Source organism: Neobacillus sp. S1227, from assembly GCF_055385255.1.
On sequence record NZ_AP038276.1, the window covers coordinates 3,973,077 to 3,994,802 of the forward strand.

The 21,726-nt window shown below is 39.1% G+C and carries 30 protein-coding genes; 10 read left to right on the forward strand and 20 right to left on the reverse strand.

The annotated features are described in order from the left end of the window. Positions 1-604: 604 nt before the first annotated feature. The 4 genes from dapF to ACZ5AE_RS19830 all read right to left on the reverse strand — a co-directional run bounded on the left by dapF (position 605) and on the right by ACZ5AE_RS19830 (position 3,883). Entirely contained in the window at positions 605-1,588 is a 984-nt protein-coding gene (gene dapF, locus ACZ5AE_RS19815; RefSeq protein ID WP_464566298.1) for a diaminopimelate epimerase, read from the reverse strand. An 80-nt stretch (positions 1,589-1,668) separates the two neighbouring features. After that, complete coding sequence (locus ACZ5AE_RS19820; RefSeq protein WP_464566299.1) at positions 1,669-2,460, reverse strand: hypothetical protein; 792 nt, start codon at positions 2,458-2,460, stop codon at positions 1,669-1,671. Positions 2,461-2,581: 121 nt separating this feature from the next. Further along, positions 2,582-3,436 carry a patatin-like phospholipase family protein gene (locus tag ACZ5AE_RS19825; RefSeq protein ID WP_464566300.1) on the reverse strand — a complete coding sequence of 285 codons (855 nt, stop codon included), beginning with the start codon at positions 3,434-3,436 and terminating at the stop codon, positions 2,582-2,584. A gap of 123 nt (positions 3,437-3,559) precedes the next feature. Further along, complete coding sequence (locus ACZ5AE_RS19830) at positions 3,560-3,883, reverse strand: DUF4870 domain-containing protein (RefSeq protein WP_464566301.1); 324 nt, start codon at positions 3,881-3,883, stop codon at positions 3,560-3,562. A 167-nt stretch (positions 3,884-4,050) separates the two neighbouring features. On the opposite strand from ACZ5AE_RS19830, the gene ACZ5AE_RS19835 reads away from it, so the two are divergent. Further along, complete coding sequence (locus tag ACZ5AE_RS19835) at positions 4,051-5,178, forward strand: amidohydrolase (protein WP_464566302.1); 1,128 nt, start codon at positions 4,051-4,053, stop codon at positions 5,176-5,178. 311 nt (positions 5,179-5,489) lie between these two features. Beyond that, on the forward strand, positions 5,490-6,047 hold the full coding sequence (locus ACZ5AE_RS19840; RefSeq protein WP_464566303.1) for a GNAT family N-acetyltransferase: 558 nt from the start codon (positions 5,490-5,492) through the stop codon (positions 6,045-6,047). 71 nt (positions 6,048-6,118) lie between these two features. Here ACZ5AE_RS19840 and ACZ5AE_RS19845 read toward each other — a convergent pair whose 3' ends face one another. Continuing rightward, entirely contained in the window at positions 6,119-6,277 is a 159-nt protein-coding gene (locus tag ACZ5AE_RS19845) for a hypothetical protein (protein WP_464566304.1), read from the reverse strand. 112 nt (positions 6,278-6,389) lie between these two features. Next, positions 6,390-7,163, reverse strand: coding sequence for an SDR family oxidoreductase (locus ACZ5AE_RS19850; RefSeq protein WP_464566305.1), 774 nt, complete (start codon positions 7,161-7,163; stop codon positions 6,390-6,392). Positions 7,164-7,342: 179 nt separating this feature from the next. Between ACZ5AE_RS19850 and ACZ5AE_RS19855 the strand changes: the two genes are divergently transcribed. The 5 genes from ACZ5AE_RS19855 to ACZ5AE_RS19875 all read left to right on the forward strand — a co-directional run bounded on the left by ACZ5AE_RS19855 (position 7,343) and on the right by ACZ5AE_RS19875 (position 9,251). Beyond that, entirely contained in the window at positions 7,343-7,585 is a 243-nt protein-coding gene (locus ACZ5AE_RS19855; RefSeq protein WP_464566306.1) for a spore germination protein, read from the forward strand. 17 nt (positions 7,586-7,602) lie between these two features. Then, on the forward strand, positions 7,603-7,845 hold the full coding sequence (locus ACZ5AE_RS19860; protein ID WP_464566307.1) for a spore germination protein: 243 nt from the start codon (positions 7,603-7,605) through the stop codon (positions 7,843-7,845). Between the two features lie 28 nt (positions 7,846-7,873). Continuing rightward, the gene (locus ACZ5AE_RS19865) at positions 7,874-8,350 is read left to right on the forward strand and encodes an Hsp20/alpha crystallin family protein (RefSeq protein ID WP_464566308.1); all 477 of its coding nucleotides are present in this window, start codon (positions 7,874-7,876) and stop codon (positions 8,348-8,350) included. 70 nt (positions 8,351-8,420) lie between these two features. Further along, positions 8,421-8,885 carry an Hsp20/alpha crystallin family protein gene (locus ACZ5AE_RS19870; RefSeq protein ID WP_464566309.1) on the forward strand — a complete coding sequence of 155 codons (465 nt, stop codon included), beginning with the start codon at positions 8,421-8,423 and terminating at the stop codon, positions 8,883-8,885. A gap of 6 nt (positions 8,886-8,891) precedes the next feature. Next, positions 8,892-9,251, forward strand: a complete 360-nt coding sequence (locus ACZ5AE_RS19875) for a hypothetical protein (protein WP_464566310.1) — start codon at positions 8,892-8,894, stop codon at positions 9,249-9,251. A gap of 25 nt (positions 9,252-9,276) precedes the next feature. Here the strand turns inward: ACZ5AE_RS19875 and ACZ5AE_RS19880 are convergent, their stop codons facing one another. Further along, positions 9,277-9,753: a FixH family protein gene (locus tag ACZ5AE_RS19880; RefSeq protein ID WP_464566311.1), complete on the reverse strand. Its 477-nt coding sequence runs from the start codon at positions 9,751-9,753 to the stop codon at positions 9,277-9,279. Positions 9,754-9,848: 95 nt separating this feature from the next. On the opposite strand from ACZ5AE_RS19880, the gene ACZ5AE_RS19885 reads away from it, so the two are divergent. After that, positions 9,849-10,094, forward strand: coding sequence for a DNA alkylation repair protein (locus tag ACZ5AE_RS19885; RefSeq protein WP_464566312.1), 246 nt, complete (start codon positions 9,849-9,851; stop codon positions 10,092-10,094). Positions 10,095-10,148: 54 nt separating this feature from the next. On the opposite strand, the gene ACZ5AE_RS19890 is transcribed toward ACZ5AE_RS19885, so the two are convergent. The 3 genes from ACZ5AE_RS19890 to deoD all read right to left on the reverse strand — a co-directional run bounded on the left by ACZ5AE_RS19890 (position 10,149) and on the right by deoD (position 13,516). Beyond that, the gene (locus ACZ5AE_RS19890; protein WP_464566313.1) at positions 10,149-10,970 is read right to left on the reverse strand and encodes a hypothetical protein; all 822 of its coding nucleotides are present in this window, start codon (positions 10,968-10,970) and stop codon (positions 10,149-10,151) included. A 127-nt stretch (positions 10,971-11,097) separates the two neighbouring features. Further along, on the reverse strand, positions 11,098-12,597 hold the full coding sequence (locus ACZ5AE_RS19895) for a lmo1851 family serine protease (RefSeq protein WP_464566314.1): 1,500 nt from the start codon (positions 12,595-12,597) through the stop codon (positions 11,098-11,100). A gap of 214 nt (positions 12,598-12,811) precedes the next feature. Then, positions 12,812-13,516, reverse strand: a complete 705-nt coding sequence (gene deoD / locus ACZ5AE_RS19900; protein WP_464566315.1) for a purine-nucleoside phosphorylase — start codon at positions 13,514-13,516, stop codon at positions 12,812-12,814. 178 nt (positions 13,517-13,694) lie between these two features. Here deoD and ACZ5AE_RS19905 point away from each other — a divergent pair, with 178 nt between their 5' ends. After that, entirely contained in the window at positions 13,695-13,823 is a 129-nt protein-coding gene (locus tag ACZ5AE_RS19905) for a hypothetical protein (protein WP_213120496.1), read from the forward strand. Between the two features lie 54 nt (positions 13,824-13,877). Here ACZ5AE_RS19905 and ACZ5AE_RS19910 read toward each other — a convergent pair whose 3' ends face one another. From ACZ5AE_RS19910 to ACZ5AE_RS19925, 4 genes are read right to left on the reverse strand one after another with little or no spacing between them, the layout of a single operon-like run. Next, positions 13,878-14,648 (reverse strand): sporulation protein, encoded by a 771-nt coding sequence (locus ACZ5AE_RS19910; protein ID WP_464566316.1) that lies wholly within the window; start codon positions 14,646-14,648, stop codon positions 13,878-13,880. Next, positions 14,635-15,456 carry a serine/threonine-protein kinase gene (locus ACZ5AE_RS19915; RefSeq protein ID WP_464566317.1) on the reverse strand — a complete coding sequence of 274 codons (822 nt, stop codon included), beginning with the start codon at positions 15,454-15,456 and terminating at the stop codon, positions 14,635-14,637. The genes ACZ5AE_RS19910 and ACZ5AE_RS19915 overlap by 14 nt, the downstream gene beginning before the upstream one ends. Next, positions 15,449-15,790, reverse strand: a complete 342-nt coding sequence (locus tag ACZ5AE_RS19920) for a hypothetical protein (RefSeq protein ID WP_464566318.1) — start codon at positions 15,788-15,790, stop codon at positions 15,449-15,451. The genes ACZ5AE_RS19915 and ACZ5AE_RS19920 overlap by 8 nt, the downstream gene beginning before the upstream one ends. 38 nt (positions 15,791-15,828) lie before the next feature. Continuing rightward, complete coding sequence (locus tag ACZ5AE_RS19925) at positions 15,829-16,002, reverse strand: YozD family protein (RefSeq protein WP_213120491.1); 174 nt, start codon at positions 16,000-16,002, stop codon at positions 15,829-15,831. 170 nt (positions 16,003-16,172) lie between these two features. Between ACZ5AE_RS19925 and ACZ5AE_RS19930 the strand changes: the two genes are divergently transcribed. Continuing rightward, positions 16,173-16,337, forward strand: coding sequence for a hypothetical protein (locus ACZ5AE_RS19930; protein WP_464566319.1), 165 nt, complete (start codon positions 16,173-16,175; stop codon positions 16,335-16,337). Positions 16,338-16,340: 3 nt separating this feature from the next. Here ACZ5AE_RS19930 and ACZ5AE_RS19935 read toward each other — a convergent pair whose 3' ends face one another. The 6 genes from ACZ5AE_RS19935 to ablB form a co-directional block, all read right to left on the reverse strand. Continuing rightward, positions 16,341-17,036: a hypothetical protein gene (locus ACZ5AE_RS19935; RefSeq protein ID WP_464566320.1), complete on the reverse strand. Its 696-nt coding sequence runs from the start codon at positions 17,034-17,036 to the stop codon at positions 16,341-16,343. 106 nt (positions 17,037-17,142) lie between these two features. Next, positions 17,143-17,385 carry a YozE family protein gene (locus tag ACZ5AE_RS19940; RefSeq protein WP_464566321.1) on the reverse strand — a complete coding sequence of 81 codons (243 nt, stop codon included), beginning with the start codon at positions 17,383-17,385 and terminating at the stop codon, positions 17,143-17,145. 74 nt (positions 17,386-17,459) lie between these two features. Next, the gene (locus ACZ5AE_RS19945) at positions 17,460-17,741 is read right to left on the reverse strand and encodes a YokU family protein (RefSeq protein ID WP_464566322.1); all 282 of its coding nucleotides are present in this window, start codon (positions 17,739-17,741) and stop codon (positions 17,460-17,462) included. A 12-nt stretch (positions 17,742-17,753) separates the two neighbouring features. After that, on the reverse strand, positions 17,754-19,187 hold the full coding sequence (kamA, locus tag ACZ5AE_RS19950) for a lysine 2,3-aminomutase (RefSeq protein ID WP_464566323.1): 1,434 nt from the start codon (positions 19,185-19,187) through the stop codon (positions 17,754-17,756). Positions 19,188-19,352: 165 nt separating this feature from the next. Continuing rightward, positions 19,353-20,744: a sigma-54 interaction domain-containing protein gene (locus tag ACZ5AE_RS19955; protein WP_464566324.1), complete on the reverse strand. Its 1,392-nt coding sequence runs from the start codon at positions 20,742-20,744 to the stop codon at positions 19,353-19,355. A gap of 63 nt (positions 20,745-20,807) precedes the next feature. Then, positions 20,808-21,662, reverse strand: a complete 855-nt coding sequence (gene ablB / locus ACZ5AE_RS19960; RefSeq protein ID WP_464573676.1) for a putative beta-lysine N-acetyltransferase — start codon at positions 21,660-21,662, stop codon at positions 20,808-20,810. Between the last annotated feature and the right edge of the window lie 64 nt (positions 21,663-21,726).

Genomic DNA, 21,726 nt, shown 5'->3' on the forward strand with positions numbered 1-21,726 from the left:
GACCTTTCAATAAGTCAGTTGATTGGCGCTCCAGGCACTTCGCGCACCTTAGGGCGTGCCGGGGAGCCTCCTCGCTAAAGCTCCTTCGGGGTCTCCCCAGCCCGCCCCGTACTGCCGCAGGAGTCTTCGCGCCTTCCGCGCCAATCAACAGGTGTATCCAATAAGAATTCAACTCACATGATGAAGAAACTATTTTCTTGCCAGAAGATCGATGAAGGATATAATAGATGGAATCTATGAGGAAAATGTCCTTCATAAAGCCGATGAAGGACAAAATCCATGGAATCCAACAAGGAAATGTCCCTCATAAAGGCGACTACATACTTAGTATGGTTCGAAAAATTGAGTGGCGATAATATAGGTTGATTTGTCTCCCAGTTGATTGGAGCGTAGGGCACTCGACTCCTACGGGATAGAGAGGTCACTGGAGACCCCCCAGGCGCCCTAGCGCCGAGGAGGCTTCAGGACCTCCCCGCGGAAAGCGAGTGCCCGGAGCGGAAATCAACTGGCCCAGCTGCATAGACAATCAATAAGACTTTTTACAAAATAAAAAATTGCCGAGAAAAGTAACCTTCCTCGACAATTTGAGGATAAGGGGGGATCCTTATCCTATTAGCGTTGTACTTAAATACTCCTGCACCTCTTCTTGCAGCTTTTCGTAGGTTTGCTGTTCCGAGAGCTCCTCTTTGCGTGAAACTGTGAAGGTTCCGCTGCTTAGATTAACGCATACAGCGGCATTATATAAATAAGTGGCATTGCCAATTAGATCAATCTGGTACTTGCCTTCCTGCTGGTGAACAATACATTGAACCTTTCCACCATTGTTATAAACTAGAATACCTGTTTCAAGTTCATTTAACCCCTGCAGGCAGGTTACTAAGGAAGAAGCGGACATCGCCGTTCCGCATGCATTCGTAAAGCCAACCCCGCGCTCAAAAGTCCGCACATAAATGGCGCCAGATTCAAGCGGCTTTACAAAACTTACATTCACCCCATCAGGGAATAATTCATTTGGTCCGTTTACTTTTTCACTTAATTCTTTTTGAAGGTTACCTTCAAGCTGTCCAGCAGTTACAATCGCCACTAAATGAGGATTTGGTACTGCCAGGGCTGTAAAAAATAAATCATTTGAAAGCTCTTCAATTTTTTCATTCAGAAGTGTTGGCTGATCCAAATTCAGCGGTAAAGCACTTAATTCAAATAATACAGGTGAAATTTCTACCTGATAGGTGGGGACACGATCATATATTTCCGGTTTTCGGCTTACCTTGAGATTCGCCTTCATGGTTTCGATTACGGCTTCATCCAGCCCTTTTAGCTCGCAGACATAGCGGGCAACCAAGCGAAGCCCATTTCCGCACATCGAAGCTTCAGAGCCGTCAGCATTAAAAACCCGCATTCTGCCATCAGCGTGTTCACTATTTATTACATAGAGAATTCCATCTGCACCAAGCTCGCCTTCCCGATTGCACAGCAGCCTGGCAAGATCTGCCCTTTCAGTTTCAGAGAAAGTATAGCCATTCGTTATTTCATCAATGATTAGAAAATCGTTACCAGAGCCATGTCCTTTGATTATTGTTATGTCCACAAAAAAACCCCCGTCTTGCTGTTTGGTAAATTTATTATATATCATACCAAACAATAAGTAAGAGGGAAACAAGTTGAATTTTATCTTTCAATAAAATATTCATTTATTATAAATGACATTCTTAATAGCTTGTCCTTTTCTGATAAGCTTTCAGAGAATGTGAGAACAGGGGTATTAGGATTAGGAAACAGTCCGCTCCACTCCAATGGCATCCAGCCTCGTCTAAGCCTCCCTACTAATCTGTCCCCTTTGTTTAAAACCAGTTCATCCATGTACAAAGCGGATCCCGCAACGGCGCCAATATATTTACATTCAGCATTCAGCAATTCCTTTTTATATTTGTTCCAGGAAACTTTCCTTTTCTCCATGCACCCTAAATAATTCCAATACCTATCAAACACTTCAATTTTAAGAAATTTTCTTTCGTTTACCTTATAAAAACCAATCATCTCATCATGTGAGTTGCAGAGAGTAAAGGTTTTGTTGCGGTTATAGTTAAAAAAACTGCCGCCAGGCTTTTTCATTATCGAGCCCGCTAAATTTCCATTTGGAAAAAAAAGCTGCAATCTGGGAGAAAAGGTTTGGACATGAAGAAGTAACAAGTGGCGGGCATCAAAAAAAGACCGGTCAGGTTTTTCTTCTTTTATCAGGAGCAAATTACGCTGAATCGACTGCGATTGCTTCATTCTAAAAAGATAGAGCTGAAACGCAAAGAAACTATAGAGGATAAACGGTATGGAAAAAAGCATAATTTCATTTGTTTGAAAAAAGGAAAAATTCCCTGAAACAATCAGCATGGCAGGCAGTATGGCAGCAATACTACCGTTTAAACTAAGATTGGCGGAAGCACGGTAATGTTGGTCTATTCTCATTAAGAAATCTCCTTATCATTTCCTTTCTATACTAATTTATTTTCACTTTCTCTAAAAAATGATAGAAGATTTTCTATCAAACAAAAAAATAGAAAAAGAAGAGTCAAGTTGACCTCTTCTTTTACTCGTTTATATATTTTATAATAGATTCTTTTAATGCTTTTGCATCCTCATAGCCTTGATTATAAAGTACCTCTAGTTTGCTTTGATTTCGTTCAATTCTTCCTACCTGAAGCGGTACTGTAGGACGGATGACGAATATACTCCCATTTTTTTCTTCTTCATCCAAGTATTTGAGCGTATCATTATATAGTTGATAGCGATTCCGAAGTGCTTTTAACAAACCACTATATTCAGGGTACCTTCTGTCAGCCAGAAAATGAAATTTAGATGGCTTTTTTTGATATCCGGCATTGCGGGTTAAGATGACAATATTCTTTTTATAGCCATCCTGTTTTGCCTTTTTGATCGGAATGGGGTCACTGATCCCGCCATCGAGGAGAATTTTTTCCTTAAAACGGATTTCAGGTGCAATAAACGGCAATGAACTGGAGGCCCTTAAAACAGTCAGAAGGTCTTCCGCATAATCCTTCTTACTATAATAAACAGGTTCACCAGTCATGCAATCAGTTGTCCCGATGACAAATTCTGAAGGATTTTGATAAAACTTGTCAAAGTCGTAAGGAATATGTTTGTTGGGAATTTCATCAAAAATAAAATCCATTCCAAAAATTTGTCGATTCTTAAAGTAGTTTTTCCACGAAATATATCGCGGGTCAGAAGCATATTCAATCGTGACGGTTTTATTTCTGCCTTTTTGTTTCGATAAATAGGAGGCTGCATTGCATGCCCCTGCAGATACACCAATAACATAGGGAAAGAAGATTTCCTGCTCTAAAAAGTATTCGAGGACACCCGCAGTATAAACACCGCGCATCCCTCCGCCTTCCAAAACCAAACCGACTCGATGACTCATGCAGATCCGTCCCTTCTTTGCCAATTAAACAATAGAAATTATAGATTAACTCTGACCATTTGCAAAATGAAAAGACTTTTAAACACAAAAAAGGCTGTCTAGAGACAGCCTTTCATCCATTTTTCATTTTATTAACCTGAAAATCCATGGGAAACGGTATTCCTTTCCTTCGTATGCTTTCACAGCCGCTATAATATTAAATACTGCGGCCGCGATACCGACTACCCAAATTAGGAACAGCCCAACAATTAGAACAATAAGGATACTGCTAATGACAAAGTAAACGATATAAGAAATTGTGAAATTAAAATATTCCTTCCCATGATAATCAATAAATGCTGATTCTTCCTTCTTTAACAGCCAAATAATTAGCGGTCCAATTACAGGTACAAAGAAATTCAACACATACATGACAGCAGCCATTGTTCTTTCCTCATTACTAACCAAACGCGCACCCCCCTATAAATACTCCTATATACTATTACGCAAAGCACATTTAAATGTGTCATTAGTACCAAAAAACACTCGAAAAATAATGAAAAAGCCTTTAATAACCATTTTTCCCTTGTTAAAATGGTTGAAATACTAAAAACACATTCAGAAAGGTTTTATTTATGAAAAAATTACTTTTAAAAAACGCGGCCATTTATCCGGTTACATCTGCACCGATACGCTGCGGTGATGTATTAATTGAAAATGGAATAATAATAAAAGTAAAGGAAAACATTACTTATGACGAAGACATCCAAATAATCGATTGCGAAGGGCACTGCCTCTTTCCTGGATTTATAGATGTTCATACCCATTTAGGTCTATATGATGAAGGTACTGGCTGGGCTGGAAACGATGCCAACGAAACGCATGAGCCGATGACGCCGCACATCAGGGCTATTGATGGGGTTCATCCACTTGATCCTGCTTTTATGGATGCGGTAAAAAGCGGCATCACCACAGCCCATATTATGCCAGGAAGTGCCAATGTGATTGGCGGAACCACCGCCATCATCAAAACTACCGGAAAAAATATCAAAAAAATGATTGTCGATGAGACGGCAGGGCTAAAGATTGCCCTAGGGGAAAACCCGAAGCGAATTCACAGTCACGGAAACAGTAATTCCTTAACGAGAATGGGAATCATGGGGATGCTTAGAGAAGCTTTCTATCAAGCCATTAACACAGAGAATCCTGATGATTTTCGTATTAAACCTCTCGTTATGGCACTGAAAAGAGAAATACCTGTAAGAATCCATGCCCATCGTGCAGATGATATTATTACAGCATTACGGCTCGCTGAAGAGTTTAATCTTGATTTGCGAATTGAACATTGTACGGAAGGGCATTTAATAGCGAGTGAACTTTCCGGTCTTGGCTTACAGGTATCGGTTGGCCCGACTTTAACCCGGAGATCGAAAATCGAACTTAAAAATAAAACATGGAAAACCTATCAGGAGCTTACCAAGCATGGCATTGCTGTATCAATTACGACTGACCATCCATACGTCCCCATTCAATATTTAAATATTTGCGCAAGTCTCGCTATCAGGGAAGGCTTGCCGGAACAGAAAGCTCTTGAAGGCATCACAATCCTGCCGGCCAAAAATCTGAAAATAGATCACAAAGTAGGAAGTATTGAAACAGGAAAAGAGGCGGATTTGGTCCTATGGAGCCAGCACCCATTTCATTATTTGGCGAAACCATTATGGACAATGATTGGAGGTGAATTCATCTTTAAGGATTCGTAGAATTTTGTTGAAAAATGGGAAAAAATTTCGCCAAAAATCCTACAAATAACTATTTATTTTTTTGAATTTTTCTTGTATGATTTTCTAGGTGATACTGATTTAAAAGTGTAATTCCATTGGGGGTTTACAATCAAAATCTGCTTTACACAAACAATTGAAAATTGGGAAGGCAAATGGTGCGCCACCAGTTATATGACTGGTTCTAGTGGGTTCGATTCCCACCCCGAAATTTTTTTTCAACTTAAAAAAATTTCGAGGGTGGACCGCTTCTTTTGACATGGGATCGGAATGCCCTAAATGGAGGGATAATCATGTTAAAAAAACGCGATGTACATGACAGCCACGAATTATACGATCTAATTACGCATCCAGATGTCTTCCCTTTTGTGCGCCAAAAAGCCGCTTCCTATGAGGAATTTTTATTTATGACAAAACAAACCATTGAAGCCGAAGAGCGCGGGGAGATCATATCCCGGACGATCCTTGATGAATGGGGAACACCAATTGGGACCATCAGCTTATTTGATGTTGAGGACAACGCCGGATTTCTAGGAACGTGGCTCGGAAAACCATATCATGGAAAAGGCTACAATAATTTAGCAAAAGACTCATTTTTTCAAGAGTTATTTTATGAATTAGGCATTGAAACAGTTTTTATGAGAATCCGTAAAGTTAATATTCGCTCTATAAAAGCTGCGGAAAAACTCCCCTATGTTATGAAAGCAAATGAAACTAGAAAATCGTTGTTTGAACAAATAAATTCAAATGGTGACATTTTTGATCTATATGAAATTCCTAAAGACCTTTATACATTTAATTTGCTGCGAAACGGCTCAAATTTAGAAGAATCCCAGCGTCTGGAAGCATAAAGCTGATTGTAAAAGAAAAGGCAGTCGTGGTTAATAAAAAACCCGATTGCCTTTTTTAATAAGATAACAAATTATTCCGTTACGTTTTGTTCCATTGATTCATTTATATCACTGAGACCCATTTGGAGCAAAAATTCCTCTAGTTCCTCATTTGTCAGCGTTTCAAAGCGGCCATCATGAAAAAATACTTGGGTTTGATTAGGATTAATTCGATTGAGGTTAAAACTCATACTCTTTGCTCCTTTCATTGATGATTACTTACTATTATTAACAAAAGGAGCTGCTATCATACTTGACTATCTAATAGTTCAAAAAATTATAAATCATTTTCCCGTGTCTAAATTAACTTTTAAAAACTTTTCCTAAAACATCACAACCCCCGGTTACGGGAATTATGCTGCCCGTAATAAAATCAGACTTTTCCTCTACGATAAAACCGATCACACGAGCGATATCTTCGCCAGTTCCCTGTCTTTCAAATGCCGCTGCACTGATTTTCGCTTCTGTGGCTTCAATAATATTCTTTTCTTTCCATTCATTTGTGATATCCCCTGGGCAGACCATGTTTGCTGTAATGCCATACTCTCTTTCTTCTAAAGCAATGGTCCGGGTCAAGGATGCTAGGCCAGTTTTTGCAGATGCAAAGGCAGAACGGTAAATCCAGCCAGGAGCAGTTTCTGCCCTGTCAAAGCCCAATGTAATAATTCTTCCCCATTTTTGGTTTCGCATTAAAGGGATAATCTCTTTTGATAAATAAAAAAAAGAACTTAAATTTCCATGAAGGATATAATTCCATTCGTCAAAGGTGTATTCCGCAAGCCTTTTTCTCTCATGTATATAAGGACCTGCATTATGTATAAACACGTCGATGGATCCATATGCCGATATGGCTTCCTTTACAATGCGGTGACAATCCCCTTCATTTGCGACATCACCTTGTACAGCAAGGTTTTTTGTTCCAAATTGATCGTTTAATTGCTTTGCCAAAGAATTTGCTTCTGCATTACTATTACGATAGTTGATTACAAGCTGATACCCTTTTTCTGCAAGGTGGAAGGCTGTTGCCTTTCCTATTCCGGATACCCCTCCTGTAATCAAAGCTGTTCGTTTTTCCACAAACAATTACCTCTCTAATTATATTTTCACCTTATACTATATGTTAAAAAGAATCCTCTATTTATGCAAATATTTACTTTGCACTGGACAAAATCCTTCGATGGTAATACCAAGATTTAATAACCTATGGGCATTCATCTGCATACTATACCGTAACAATGTGTAAAGGATGTGACAGCATGCAGACTGTTATCAACATTTTCAGCTTTAAAATCAACAGTGTCTCAAACAATGGGTCTGTCAACATCGGTGACGCACTTCATAATGCTCACACGGCCAATACTAAATCCCAGGGACAAAATGCATCCTATGGAGATTTTGCACCTCCGACTGCCGCTATGGAGAATGTCTTTATTGATCCGGACGTCAATGATATGGGAGATATCGCGAATCCATCCAACGTCTTTTCAAATCCCATATAAAGGACTGAAATATTAAAATGCCTTTTCAAATAAATATCTTTAACATTAAAACAAATGCCATGAATAATAATGCCAACATTGATTTTGGCCCGATTGTACAAAACAGCCATACCTCCAACCAAAAATTAATCGGAACGAATATGGCTTTTGGTGATTTATCTCCATCCACTTCCTGTCATGCAAACGGTTATATAGATATAGATGTTTCTGATCAAGACCAAATCGCTAACCCAGCAGTTCCAATTTTGAACCAAATCTAATTCTTCAAAGTCGAAAGGATGTAATGTTATGTTCCCATGGAATATGTTCCCTTTTAACAAAGACGTGAGGGAATCTCTGCAAAAGATGAAACCAGAGGAGATTGACAAATATGTTCAGGAAATCATTGGCAAGGTTTTACCCGGAAATATGCAGGGGATGATGAACCCGCAGGAAATGTTTAATGGCTTTATGCCACAATCCTCCAAATCCCAGCCTGGAACCGGGGCATTAAACTCCTCAGCCTTTGAGACACACGATTACGTATTTGTAAGGATCCCTATTAAAGATGAAGAATGGATCAAAAAACTCCGCCTTTATCATACGTCAAATCAGCTTATTCTCGAACACATCCCCGAACCCGGAGATAAACACACTATCACCCTCCCAGCCATTGTCAAAAAGAAAGGTGCAGCAGCAAACTATAAAGATGGCACCCTTGAAGTTAAAATTCCGAAAAATATCGATATGCAGTTTTCACAGATTGATGTAACAGAAATTTTGTAACACGACATTTCTTGCATGTTTTTTTATAAAATTAATAAGATGAACTAACGGTCCATTTTCAAGGGGTGATATGATGGAGATTGATAAATTAAAAAAATGGATGGATGCAGCGCAGGGCTTCCAATCTGAGGCTTTTTGGAACAATATTTTCGATTCGAAACAAACTTCTGCAGCCCCCTTCAATCCACAAACCATCAGCGACTTTTTTCCAAAATGTGATTTATTCGAAGCAGATAATATGCTTATCCTTGAAGCCGAGGTCCCTGGATTGGAAAGGGATCATCTCAATATATCCATCCAGCAGCAGGTGCTTACCCTCAAAGGGGAATTTAAATCACTGCAGGCGAATCGCAAGTATCATATTAAAGAACGAGCTAATCGGAAGTTTAAGAAGGAGTTAATTCTTCCGTATCCAACGGTCAGCCAACAAATAAAGACAGATATTAAAAACGGGATATTAATGATTTTTATGCCCATTAATCTAGAAGAAGTTGAAGACATTCCTATTAACTTTAATTCGACAAATCCAGAATAAAGCACAATGATGCAATTTTTCTCAGGAAAATTCACCAAGAAGCAGGGGCATAAAAAAATTTCCGAATTAGAGAAAAGAATTACTGCTCTTAAGACAGCCATACAGGAATTTGAACAAGAAACAGAGGCAAAAAAAACGAATGTAAAAAATGGTAATCTAAATTGGCATAATCTAAATAAACCTTTGATTGAAAAAATGACGGTACGAAAGCAGGAAAGCACCATTAATTTTGGTCAGTTAGATATTAATGAACTAACAGGACATTTAACAGTTGGAACATCGTATGAAGGCGATTTTTCTGAAGAAATAAGGGCTAAGATAAAAGAAAAGCTTGAAAAGAGTGGTATAAAAGATGCTGAGGTTTAAAAAAGACAGCCAAGTGCTGTCTTTTTTAATGTCCATTTGTAGAATTGTCGTGACCATTCATGTCCATATTTGAGTGGCTGGCATTTGGGTCTTCTGGCTCACTCGGTATTCCAACAACGAAATCCTTTTTGGGCATGCTGTGCATGTCTCTTGCAGTCACATGGGAAATTACATAGTAGGTACCTTCTGTTGGAAAGGACTTTTCTAATCGGTAAATTCCATTTTCCGTATGTTTAACTTTAATTTTTTCATGTTTTTCGTCCTTAGACCGCCAAATCTCGAACGTCACTTCATCTGCGTCCTCAACTGCTTCATTACCTTGAGTTACCTTCGCCTCAAATATAACCGGCTTATTTGGTTCCGCTTTTTCCGGTTTAATGGTAAGGGATACCTCTATTATTTGCGGAGGCTCATTGGCTGCATTATGATTTTCCTGTTTACCACAAGAGGCTGCGAAAATTAAAAAAAGAATAGACAGCACACACCATAGATATTTTTTCATTTATTTCCCCCTCCTGTCCCTTCACTTGAATTTTACATACTTACCAATATTATTGCAAAAAATAGATTTTAACAAGTTAATGAAAGGAGAAAACTATGACAACACCATACAGATGTCCAAATTGCAAAACCAATCGAAGCCGTTTTAATATTATTCAACAAGTATCTCATTCCGTAAAAATGGATCCACAGTCGGGCTCCGTGATTCGAGAATACGCCAGTAATGAGTTAGAACCGTTTCATCTTCCATACAACGGACCTGAATATCGAGTTCAATGCGGGGCCTGCGGATTAATAGAAGATGAACGAACATTTATCAAACATGGCGAACAGCCAATCTAGTATTTCACTGAAAAACACCTTATGGAAAGCTCCTCTCATAAGGTGTTTTTTTGTTTATAAGTTATTTGCTTTAATAAATTGCTTCGAATCAACCTTCCAACCGTCTGCAGGAGAGAATCGCACCAAATGAATAGCTCCTTTATAAATTTGCCGGCCGCGCTTTTTTAGCACCCAATCTATTTCAACGGGAACCTCCAAGCTAATCTCTTCTAATAAATCCTCTGGTGGCAATAATTCCATGCGTGAAATTCTAACATTTTCAATATTCTTTAGTATTGACCTCAAACGGATATTTTGTACAGAAGCCTCTGAAATAATGCTTGGATCCTGTTGTTTAAAGCCAGTTATGTAAGCATTGATTACCTCGTAAGGATTGGCTTCACCAAGATAATCGTCCAATTTTCCGGCTGATTTGAGAATCATCAGCTTGTGGGATAAATCCATGGAATTTGTCCGATGCGTTGTGCTCCCATAAAAATGAATGCAAAAATGCCCTGGAAAATTATTTTTTAAAGCACCTGCCCCGTGGGGCATCCCATGCATGGAAGCAGCAATCCAATTGTCGTTTTGATCCATAACGATTATCGCCCTGCGTTTCCAGCTCCATGTTCCGCCATAAATTTGTTTCATGATTTTAGTATCTTTTACTGTCAATGGCTGGACATCAGCATGGTTGCTGCCAGCCCGTCGCTGCACCTTAAACCGTTTCCCCGTTTCCAGATCGATAACGGTAAATTTAGAATACCTCGGCAGTATTTCATCGACCTGTTTCCATTCAAGCATTTCGATTTTATAACTGATTTCACTATCGGCCTGAACACTTTGCCCAACGAGGAGGATACCGATCAATAGCCATATGATGGATATCTTCTTCATTAAATCCCCCTTTAAATACAAAAAATATACTATTTAAAGAGTTACCTGAAGAAGTCATGTTCATTCATAAAATTTAATAAGCCTGCCCCCGCTGCTAAGCTTAAGCAGCGGGGCAGCAGGCCCTTCATTATTGCATTTTTTCTTTTAAGACTTCGACTGCTTTTTGAACCTGGGTATCGTTGGTTTTGATTTTTTCCCTTAATAGTTCCATCAGCTTCATAGTGGAGTCACCTTTTAAGATCCCATCAGCCGGCAGGTTATTTGCTGTCTGGAATGCAGTTACAGCCTCTTTTGTCTTTTCATCAAAGAATCCATCTTCACGGCCTGGGTCAAAACCTATGGCTTTTAGCATTTTCTGAGCAGTTTGGACTTCAGCTGAAGAAGTAGATAATGACAGCTCTTTGTCAGGATTAATGATCGACAAGGATGCATAAGCCGGTAATTCCACTTCCACATCAGGCTTAATCCCTTTTTTATGAATCCAATTTCCATTAGGTGTCAGCCACTTGGCAATCGTAAATTTGAGGTTAGAGCCGTCTGTAAAATTGGATGCAGTCTGCACAGTTCCTTTCCCGAACGATTTTTCTCCAACCAATGTAACACCAGCTGATTCATTAACCGCAGCAGCGAGGATCTCAGATGCACTGGCGCTGCCTTTATCAATCAGTACAACTAACGGAAGATTAGGATCTCCGGCATTTTGGGAGGCTATTTCCTTAACCTTTCCATTGCGGTCCTCTTCCTTAACAATCACTTTTCCTTTCGGAACAAACATACTCGATATACTCACAGCCTGGTCCAAAAGACCGCCCGGGTTCTGTCTAAGGTCTAATACAAGACCTTTCATGCCCTTCTTTTGCAGGTCATTTAATGTGCTTGTCAATTCTTTTGCAGTATTAGTTGAAAAGCTTGTAATTTGCACTTTTGCGATTTTGTCATCAACCATTTCCCCATAAACCGTTTCAATCGGGATTTGATCACGGATAATCGGTACAGAAATCGGGGTATCTTGTCCTGCTCTCTTAATAGACAATTCGACCTTCGATCCCTTCTTCCCCCTGATAATGGTTACAGCCTCAGTAGATGTCATGCCCTGAAGAGTTTTACCATCAACTGAAAGAATAATGTCATTTGGCTGTAAACCGGCTTTTTCCGCCGGGGACCCTTTTATCGGCGAGACAATCATAATATGACCATCTTTTTCTTGAATCTCGGCGCCAATTCCTTCAAATGATGAAGAAATACTATTATTAAAATTCTTTGCCTCATCCTTGCTCATATAATCAGAATAAGGGTCGTCCAAGGATTCCACCATTCCGTTAATAGCTCCATTAATCAATTTTTGATCATTTACTTTTTTGTAATAATCCTTATTTAATGTGTCAAATGCTTCATATAATTTTGCAAATTCTTTTCGGTCGTTGTTAACTGTCACTACTTTTTCATCACCAAAGGATAGGGCAACTGTAGTAATTCCTGCTGATAAAAAAACAATCAAAAAAAGCAGCATAATAAAGTGAAATCTTTTTAATCGAATATATCCCGGCTTATTGTTATCCGTCATTTGCTCCTGCTCAACTTTTTCCTGACCCATTTTCTCTTCTTCCAAAGCCTTCACCACTTTCATTAACCATCAAAATAAGAAGCGGACTCGCTTTCGTGACTAGCAAAGTCAAGACTCGCTATAATACTTAATGCACACTATAAAATCTTAAAAATTTACCCTTAGTGTTTAGAATAACATCTTTTTAATAAATTTAACAAAGAAAAGTTAATGAAAAAATTATTAAATATTCATTAAAACTAGTAACCCCCTTCTCGTCGGAAAGGGGGTTTGTCCATTATTCCTTAATAGATGCTTCCAATGCGACTTCTATCATATCATTAAAGGTCAGTTGTCTTTCCTCGGCTGTTGTCTCTTCACCGGTTAAAATATGGTCACTGACAGTTAAAATAGAAAGTGCTCGCCGGCCAAACTTAGCAGCTAGAGTATAAAGCGCTGTTGTTTCCATTTCAATAGCAAGGATTTGATATTTCGCCCACTTTTCAAGCTCGGCATTATCGTTATAAAAGGAATCTGCTGTAAAAACGCTGCCTACTTTTAAGTTAAGCCCCTTCTGTACCCCTGCATCATAGGCCTTTTTCAACAAATCAAAATTCGCCGCAGGTGCATAGTCAACATGCCCAAAAGTCAGCCGATTGATGTTAGAATCAGTTGAGCTGGTCATCGCTAAGATCACATCACGGACCTTTACATCCTTTTGGATAGCACCGCATGTACCGACACGAATTAAGTTTTTTACATTATAACTTTGGATTAATTCATTCACATATATAGAAATGGACGGAACTCCCATACCAGTTCCTTGAACAGATATTTTTTTCCCCTTATATGTACCTGTAAACCCGAACATATTCCGAACTTCGTTATAGCACACTGCCCCTTCGAGAAACGTCTCAGCAATGTATTTGGCACGAAGTGGATCTCCCGGAAGAAGTACCGTTTCAGCAATTTCATGCTCTTTTGCGCCGATATGTACACTCATCAATGAAACCCTCCTTATTATGTATGTGCAATTACATGTTGCACCATAGTCACTATAACATACAGCTTTTTTTAATAAAAACCAAAATGAGAAAAAACATGATTTTTTATTTATTGTGGGGAATTATATTTGTAGGCCCAAATTTTTATTTTGAAAATTACCTATTGGAGGTTTGAATATGGGAAAAAAACATCGAAACCGAATTCGCGGGCAGAAAAAAAATAATCACGTGCCGCCGGAAGCCATCATTGCTGAACATGAAGCACATGCAAAAGAGGATAGTGCAACTGGAGGCAGAAAGCACTAATGTATAGAGGCTGACAAAAACATGTCAGCCTTCCTTGTTAAATAATATTAAATATTAAGAATATCTGCCAATTAAATTTTGGATTTGCTGCCTTAGAGAAGGGATATCAGAATTGGTGACCGTCAATCGTACGTTTGTTTCATCCGTTCCAAGTGCTTCCGAGAATAATCCAGAAAGTCCTCTTGCCTTGCGGTCAACCTGGAACATTAGGTCAAGGCCGCCATTTCCGGCAGAGAAAAACACAACTTCAAGCTCATCCAGGCGTCCACGGAATTGTCCAGATACCGGAACAAACTCAAACTCTTGAACAAATGGCAAGCGCCTGCGCATTCTTCTCGGCGCTTCCTCGCAATCGGCCTCTCGAAGTCTAAATCCAAGACTGTCGACAGCATCAAAGACCGCAGACATTAACGGGTTTGGGACAACTTTGAGATAGTCTTTATCCCCAGGATCCACTGCCCCTTTAATATCTAGTCCAGTGGAAACCCACACTTTAGACCTTCCAATAGATAACGGAGTATCATAGGGAAACTGGAAGGTAAACGGGATTTCCTTCTTCTCATTCGCATTAATTGTAAATGGTGTGGTTATCCGGAAACGGTCGATGGTGGCAGTGACCGTATACTTTCGGTCATCTGACTCTTTTACGTAGGTGGTATTTAAAGCAAGATAAATTTCATCGATCTGTTGATCCACCTTACCCCCTTTTATTTCTACAACACCTTTCACTGTTTCTCCTGGCATGTAAGTGTCCTTTTCAAGCTTTGTGTCCACTGTCGCCGCGCCAATTCCGACACTGGCAAACATTTTGTTAAAGAATGACATTGTTCAATCCTCCTAAATCATTCATTAGATTTTGTATATCATTTTTTACTTGTAAGTAATTTTTATAAGGGGGCTCAAGCATGAGCAATTTTCGTAAAATGTGTTTAGCATTGTCTGTTATGTCTAACTCCTCTTCCCAGCTTTGTTCCTTCTTATTCTCAGGAAATGAGAAGTTTGAATATAACAAAAACAGCAGAAAGTGACCCAGACCATAAAAATCAGCCTGGAAACTCAGCTCTTTCCGAGGGTTCAATTCCTTGGATTTTTTACCTCCGACGTCATCCAAAGATCTTGCCAAGCCCAGATCAATTAACTTAATCGCTGCCCCGTCAAAAATTACATTTGGAATGCGGATATCCCTATGAACAATATTCCGCTCATGAAGATAGCCGATCATCTCAAGCAGCTCATAGGCAACTGAAAAAGCTGCTCTTTCGGTTAACTTCCATCCCTCAGAGAATATAAGCTGCTCGTAATTCTTACCCTTGATAAATTCCATTGTAAAATACGGGATATGTTTATATGTACCCCCCTCAAAGTAATGTGGGAAACCCGGATGGTTAATGGAGTTCAGCAATTCCTTTTCAAATTCAAACCCTTTCAGGCCAGTCTTGGTGATTCTTTTATGAAGCCTTAATGCTTTTAAAACTTTGTATTCTTGGGAGGAAAGATCAAGTACTAAATAGCTGTGTCCGTAACTCCCCATCCCAAGATGTTCCATCACCTTATAGCGGCCAAAAATTATTTCTTCTTTGGAAAACGGCTTTTCAATAAAACTTGATAAACCTAAAATTAACCTTTTATACATTTCGACAGACCATTTTTTCACAGTTAACTGCTAAAGAAACTAGACAAGAAGCTGCCGCTTTTATGCTTCTTTTTATAGTGGTAATGCCCCATCTGGCTGTGCTTATAATGGTTCTTTTTTTTCCAATAATCACTTGAAGACCCATACTTTTGATGTTGAAGCTGGTTCTTAAAAATTGATTTAAGGATTTTTTTGAACATCCATATCCCCCCAATCTTTCGTATTCATATATACGAGAGGGACAAAAAAAGGTTTCGCGATTTTTTAAATTTTTAGGACGTTTTACCCGTATAAAACAAAAAGCGAGCATGGACTGCTCGTCTTTTGTTTTCATCTATATAATAATCATTTTTTTTGGAAAGCGGTTATAACTTAATCATCCTGTACTTCTTCATCAATAATGCTTTTTTCAATTAAATATTCAAACGTAATATCTGCAATTTCCTCTAATTCCTCTTCGCTAGGAACGTATCCTCTTTTGACAAGTTCGTGAAAGAAAAATTCTGCAATTTCTTCTGTATCAATAAATACTTCAATTTCTCTCAAGTCATCGCCCCCTTTTTACAGAATGTATGACCGTTAAAGCTTTTTCATGCTAGTTACTTTGGGATGTCTAATTGGTTTGAGGTGGAATTTTATTGAAGATTGAAATTTTTTCGTTCTGAAATTGCTGGACAAGCATAGGATGTAATACAAGATATCTACGAGGTGATTGTATGACGAATTTACTTTGGAAGTTTGAGGCTTGGATGGAAGATGTAAATCGTGAGGATGGCATCACCCTCCAATATTTCGAAAAAATCTTAGATTGCTTGTTTTCTCTTATTAAATGGGCTGGTATTCCATTTATTCTTTATTTATTGTTTGAAATATTAACTTGACGGCTAAACATGGCTTTTGCCATCGTTGTTAACAAGACTTTCCAACTTCTTCAGGATAACCCGCATAACTTGATAATATTCTGGATCATGGAATAATTCATAAAGAATTCGGTAGTCATTAAATATATCTAACAGATTATCAATTAATTCTTTTTTCTCTTTTTTGCGAGAAATTTCATCAAATTCTGCTTTTCTAACCATGTTCTGTATATTTGAACTTTTTGTTGTTTTGTCTTGTTTGTTCACTAAGTATAAAAGACCAAGCTTTTGAATAAATGTATCTGCACTTTCAGCATCAGCAACAAGTGTCAGTTCTTCTTCCCCGACTTCCAGCCACTCCCCATCACTTACCCTTGACAATTCGTAAATGACATCTTCCCAGGCGTCTTCTTTATAACGCCAAATTTCTGTCCGAAAGCCAATCACTTTAAAAAGATCCGCACCATAGCCGCTGACTTGAACCAAATCGCCGATAAAAAACTTGTATTCTATATCAATTTGCTCCTGTTCTAAGACCTTGCCATCATATTCCGACAGCAATTCCAATGCTGATTCATTAAATAAACCATGGCTTTTATTAACTTCATACACATAATCTCCGTCCAGCCATTTCACATCTGTCACTCTGCCTACAGTCCCGTAAATTGTAATTACGACCGTATCACCTATTTTATACTTTGGTTTTTTCCTTTTTGTCATTTCCTCTCCTCCCTTTTAAAGATTAACCGTAAATTTTGATTACAATAGTATATGCTCACATCTTTTTAAAAGCGCTAGACAATTTTAAAATGAAAAAATCGCCTCATTATGAAGGCGATTTATCGTCTTTTTGCTCTGACAAAGTGTATAGCTGCCAAGCCTCATCAAAGGTTGACATGGAATCCAAATAATGCCCGTTTAGTTCAAGATAGGCCGTCAGTTCATGATAATCCAGTGAATATTTTGGAAAGTCATGGTCCAAGTAGGCATGATTAGCAAACCGGCTGATTACGTCTTTTGGAGCTGGATGCCGATATTTCATTAAAAAGTGATAGAATGATTTATTCATTGAAAAAACGCCTTTCTAAAAAGACTTCTTTTTATCAATAAATATTAATCCAACTACTTTCACGTGTCCAGTACTTATGAAAAATCAAAATAGTTTCTTTTTAATAAGCGTGGGATGCTCATAAGCTCCTTAAAAGTAATGATCTTTCCTACCTTCTTGGTATCAATTAAAAATAATTGATCTTCTATTTCTTTAATGGTCGCCTCGCTTTGATATACCATAGAACAATCAGAACAGTCGAAAGCAGGTGTCTCCGTGATTTCAATTGCCCTCGAGCCATCGGGCAATTCCCAATAAACTGTATGGGAAACACTTTTTACGTTTTCACTGCTGCACCACTCACAAACCAAGACCATCAACTCCTTTCCCTAATCTGTTGGCGAGTCTGCATTTACTTCAGTGTTTTGATCCGTTTCATTTTCTTTTTTGATTAACGCTTGATACTTTTTCTCCTTTAATTCATCCCGCTTGCTTCGCTTATCCTTTAGCGTGGAGTGGGCAGGATCTTCGATGTATACCTTACGACGATTTAATCTCGACAAACCTTCCGGTACAAGATTAAAATGCTGGTCATTCATAATTCCGGCAATGCCATTGAGCGATTTTTTCTCATCTATATCTGGATAAACCTCTTTGAAATAGGCATCTGCTTTGCCAGGCTGATAATTTTCCGGCTCCGGATAAGAGGTAATCACTCCTTCAAAATTGCGGAGGACAACTTTCTCCGGGCTTTGGGAAATCAGATAATTCGGCTGCAGAGCAATTTTTCCGCCGCCGCCGGGAGCATCTACCACGAAGGTAGGTACAGCATACCCAGAAGTATGTCCGCGAAGTCCCTCGATAATTTCAAGCCCCTTGGAAACCGGGGCACGGAAATGGCCAATACCTTCTGATAAATCACATTGGTAAATATAATATGGCCTTACCCGAATTTTAACGAGGTCATGCATTAATTTTTTCATAATCGGAACACTGTCGTTGATTCCAGCTAGGATAACGGACTGGTTGCCAACAGGAACACCAGCATTTGCGAGCATTTCACACGCACGTTTCGAATCTTCCGTTATTTCAATTGAAGTATTGAAATGTGTGTTTAGCCAAATAGGGTGGTATTTTTTTAAAATGCTGCAGAGGTTTTCTGTAATTCTTTGCGGAAAAACTACAGGTGCTCTTGTCCCGATGCGAATAATTTCAACATGGTCGATTTCGCGCAAATTTTTCAAGATATATTCCAAGATATTATCATTGATCAACAGTCCGTCACCGCCGGAAATGAGCACATCCCTTACCTGTGGGGTATGCTTTATATAGGATATGGCCGCATCAAGCTGCTTTTTCGGGACGCCCATGCCAATTTGCCCGGAGAACCGCCGTCTAGTACAATAGCGGCAATACATCGAGCACTGATTCGTGACCAGAAATAAAACCCTATCTGGATAACGATGTGTTAATCCCGGTACCGGCGAATCCTCGTCTTCATACAAGGGATCTTCAAGATCGTATTTTGTCTTATAAATTTCCTTTCCTATCGGGACAGATTGCATTCTGATTGGACAGCGTGGATCATCAGGATTCATCAGGGATGCGTAATAAGGTGTAATGTTTAAGGGAATGGTTTTAGTTGAGATTCTTACACCTTCTTCTTCATCGGGGGTAAGGTTAATTACCTTTTTTAAATCGTCAAGGGTACGAATGGTATTGGTTAACTGCCAGAGCCAATCGTCCCACTGTTCATCCGTTACATCTTTCCAAAGTTCTATGTCTTTCCAATGCCGGTCAGGCTTATATAAAAATTGTTTCATTCGTTATTCCTCCTACTCCTTGCTTACTTTTTATAGTATGCAAGTAACGTGCCAAAGCCAAAAACGGAGGTGCCCGTTTGTGTTCTGACGATAGGAAGAAGGAATTGGATACTTATTTCATTATTAGAAAATGAAAAGGTGCCGAAAAATCGGCACCAATTAACATTACATCAATTTTTTTAATTTATATTGTAAAGTTTGTCTTGGGATCTCCAAAAGCTCTGCAGCCTGTTTTAGATTGCCGCCGGATTGCTCCAACGCCTCGAGGATCAGTTTTCTTTCAAGGTCATCAACATGTTGACGCAGTGACATATTTACACATTCCCTGACAGTCCCTCTTATATGGGATGAATGCTGCTTTAACATGACTGGCAGGTCTTCAGTCGTTAATAAACTGCCATTGCAGACATTCATCATATATTCCAATGTATGTTTTAACTCACGGACATTACCCGGCCATTGATAATCCATGAAGAAGATTTCCAGGTTATCTTCCATTCCTAGGATATTTTTTTTAAGTTTATTGTTAAATTCTTGTATAAAGAATTTGCATAAATAGACGATATCTTCCCTTCTCTCTCGGAGCGGCAACAAAGAAAAAGTAAATACATTTAGGCGAAAATAAAGGTCAGAGCGTAGTTTTTCTTCTTGAAGAGCCTTATTTGGATGAACGTTTACCGCAGCGATGACACGGACATCCACGGTAATAGTTTCAGAACTGCCTACCCTTCTGATCATTCCCTCCTCTAAAACCCTAAGAAGCTTCGCCTGCAATTCAATTGGCATAGCGTGAAGTTCATCAAGAAACAGCGTGCCCCCATCAGCAAGCTCAAATAACCCTTTTCTGTCAACAGCACCCGTATAGCTTCCTTTGGCCGTTCCAAATAGCATGCTTTCAAGCAGGGTTTCAGGGATAGCAGCGCAATTTTGCGCAATAAAGGGACCGTTTGACCGCCTTGATTCATGATGAATTCCTTGTATAAATAATTCTTTACCTGTACCAGATTCGCCGTATACAAGGATTGGAGAATCCGATTTTGCCAGTTTCCTGGCTTCCTCCTTCATTCTAATAAAGCTTCGGTTTACCGTTTTTAAATCATTTAACGTATAGCGAACCTGCGGAGGGATCTTTTTCCGTTTGCTTTTGTTCTGCCTCTTTTGCAGGTCTAACAGCCTTTCCGCAAGCATTTTCATCCGCGAATAATCTTTTGCAATTTCAACAGCACCGATAATTTCATCATTCAGAAGAATTGGCAAAGTAGTATTCATAGTGTCAATTCTGGCGCCGTGTAGATTAACGTATTCTTGTGTCTGGTTATAGATTGGCTTAGCTGTTTTGATGACCTTTAACAAGGTGCTTGAATCTTCTGTCAGGGAAGGGAAAGCCTCTAACAGGTGCTTTCCAAGAACCTCTGTAACATCCATTCCATCATGCCTTGCCGCCACTTCATTATAAAAAATAGTCTTCCCTTCGATATTAACCACATGGATTCCTTCATCAATGCTTTTTAAGATGGCACTTAGGACTTCCTGTGTTAAAGCAATTAATTGGCCCATTATTTCACCTGCCCCTCCGCCAGTATACCTGGTGCCGAAAAACGGGCACCATCTGCCAAAAAGCTAGCAGCCTGCCAAATCCTTTACCCACATATTCATGTCCTCCAGCTTGTCATAAATATAGACATTATTCATGAGCCTTCCGCGGTAAGAATAGCCAAGCTGATATAGGGCTGCATTCATCCCAAATGACAATGACCTTGCGATTGAATAGCTGCAAAAAATCCCTTTATTAATTAATTCTCCCTCAAGCTTATTCAGGAGAAGCTTCATAAGTCCATATTTCCGGTGCTCCGGGAGCGTCGCACAATCTGTTAATTCCGCATTTTTATAAAAATCGTTAATTTCCGCTGAAGCTGCACTGACGATTTCCCCCAGATGTAAAAAGACATAATAGATTGTCCCATCCTGCATTGTCTTTCTTATATATTCCGGGTCATTTAATGGAGTTGGATAGATTTGAAACACCTGCTGGTAAAGGGCAGAGAGCTTGGAAGCCAGGCTTTCATCAGCTTTTTTAATCTCATAATCTTTTGGCGGGGTTAAGTTTTGCTGGACACGATCCAATTGGTAAATACTGTTAATAATTGCATCTTCGGCCATCCAATGGTCGTTTTTCTTCCGATCAGTAATATAATATTTTGTATAAAAATATGCATCCGAACCCCGAAAATAGTGGTCGACGATCGCTTCAGGCTGAAGACCAAATTCAAAAAGAGAAACCGTATCTTCCATTCGCGCTTTAATGATTAACTTTTCCACTTGATGCTGTTTGGCGAGCGCCTCAGCCCTTACCAGAATCTGTTTTATATTCCCGCGATAGTCGTCGACTCTGATTCTTTTATTAAATGGGTCAATAAAGACTTCCATAGAGAAGGTGGAATGATTTTCAAAAATTGTCGTTGGTAAATGATTCATCATCATCACCCCTTTTTCAAAAAATTTCTTTGTTTTTCAGAAAAAAGTCTGGCTTTTCGAAGCC